Annotated in this window: 2 protein-coding genes; one reads left to right on the forward strand and one right to left on the reverse strand. The window is 63.0% G+C overall.

Annotated features, from left to right (window positions below; genetic code table 11):
- Positions 1-117 (reverse strand): GIY-YIG nuclease family protein (locus RFM68_RS33450; protein WP_320237193.1); only part of this gene is annotated, 117 nt, incomplete at its 3' end.
- Between the two features lie 201 nt (positions 118-318).
- On the opposite strand from RFM68_RS33450, the gene RFM68_RS33455 reads away from it, so the two are divergent.
- Positions 319-1,341, forward strand: a complete 1,023-nt coding sequence (locus RFM68_RS33455; RefSeq protein WP_320237192.1) for an IS110 family RNA-guided transposase — start codon at positions 319-321, stop codon at positions 1,339-1,341.
- Positions 1,342-1,599: the final 258 nt, after the last annotated feature.

Below are 1,599 nucleotides of genomic sequence, written 5' to 3' on the forward strand. Positions count from 1 at the left end.
GAAGCTGGAGCCTTGGCCGGTCTTGTGCTCGGGCATCCGACGAGCAAGGTCGTTGGTGACGCCGATATAGATCGTGCCGCCTTTCTGGCTTGCGGTCATGTAGACGTAGCCGGTCATCTGGCGATCTTAGCTGGCGCCGTAATTGACGGCTATTCTGAACCGTTGCATTTCTTGGCTGAGGTTCCGGCATGGATTCTAGGGTCTGCGCGCGTCGCTTCGCTCCTTGCTCCGCCCTAGAATGATGGGTGGACGGCCCCTTGCGGCATCGAATGTGCCAAACTGGCCGTGTTTGAACCCCAGTTGAGGAGACCGTCCGTCATGCAAGCTATCAGATTTGGTATCGATTTGGCCAAGAACGTTTTTCAGGTCCACGGCGTGGATGCGACCGGGCAGGTGGTGGTGCAGCGTCAGCTGCGCCGCGCGCAGATGGTGAAGTTCTTCGCCGCGCAGCCGCCGGCGTTGATCGGCATGGAGGCTTGCGGCTCGGCCCATCATTGGGGCCGCACGCTGCAAGCGCTTGGCCATGAGGTCAAGCTGATGCCGCCGGCCTATGTGAAGCCCTATGTTCCACGCAATAAGAACGATGCCCGCGATGCGCAAGGCTGTTGCGAAGCGGTGAGCCGACCCGACATGCGCTTCGTGCCGATCAAGACGGTCGAACAGCAATGGGCCCGGGCGCTGCACCGCACACGTGACCTTCTGGTGCGCCAGCGCACGCAACTGGCCAACGCCATGCGTGGCATGCTCTATGAGATGGGCCTGACAGGCGCTAAGGGGGCGGCGGGCATCGAGACCCTGCTGCAGCGCATCGAGGCAGCCGATGAAGCCATTCCCGCGGCGCTGTTGATCTGTCTGGCGCCTCTGGTCGGGCAATGGCGGGCACTGGATGGCGAGATCGGAAAGCTGGACAAGCAGATCCTGGCTCAGGTCAGGCAGCAGCGGGCGGCCTTGCGGCTGACGACGATCCCGAGCGTCGGCCCGATCATCGCGCATGCAACCATCGCAGCCATCGGCGATGGCCGCCAGTTCGCCTCGGGCAGGGACTTCGCCGCCTGGCTGGGCCTGACCCGCAAGAGCCATGACACCGGCGGCAAGCACAAGTTGACCGGCCATATCAGCCGCGCCGGCGACAGGGACCTGCGAAGGCTGCTCATTCTCGGCGCCAGTTCCTGGCTGCGTCAGGTCAGGGTCAGGCCCGACAGAGGCTCGCCCTGGATTCGCGGCCTGCTGGCCAGGCGGCCGGTCAAGGTCGCCGTCGTCGCCCAGGCCGCCAAGACCGCCCGCATCATCTGGGCCATGCTCACCTCGGGCCAAGACTACAGGGCACCAGCTGCGGCTTAAACGCAATCGAAGCCCTTAACAGCGTAAGGAGCAAAAAAGCAGCACGGCAAAATGGTCAGGACCTGGGTCGAGACACTCCGCCTTCGTCATCGCGATACAAAGCGCGCTAGAATGATTGGAACTCGATCCGCGTAACCCTTGAGGGCCAGCGGTCATCACACCTCGACCGCATCAAAGGCCGAATACATGACCGCTCCAGACTTGCGCCGGCGCCGCTATTTTGCCTCTTGCCTAAGAGGGGCCGTCCATACATGACGA

Source organism: Mesorhizobium montanum (assembly GCF_033977145.1).
GTDB lineage: Bacteria > Pseudomonadota > Alphaproteobacteria > Rhizobiales > Rhizobiaceae > Mesorhizobium > Mesorhizobium montanum.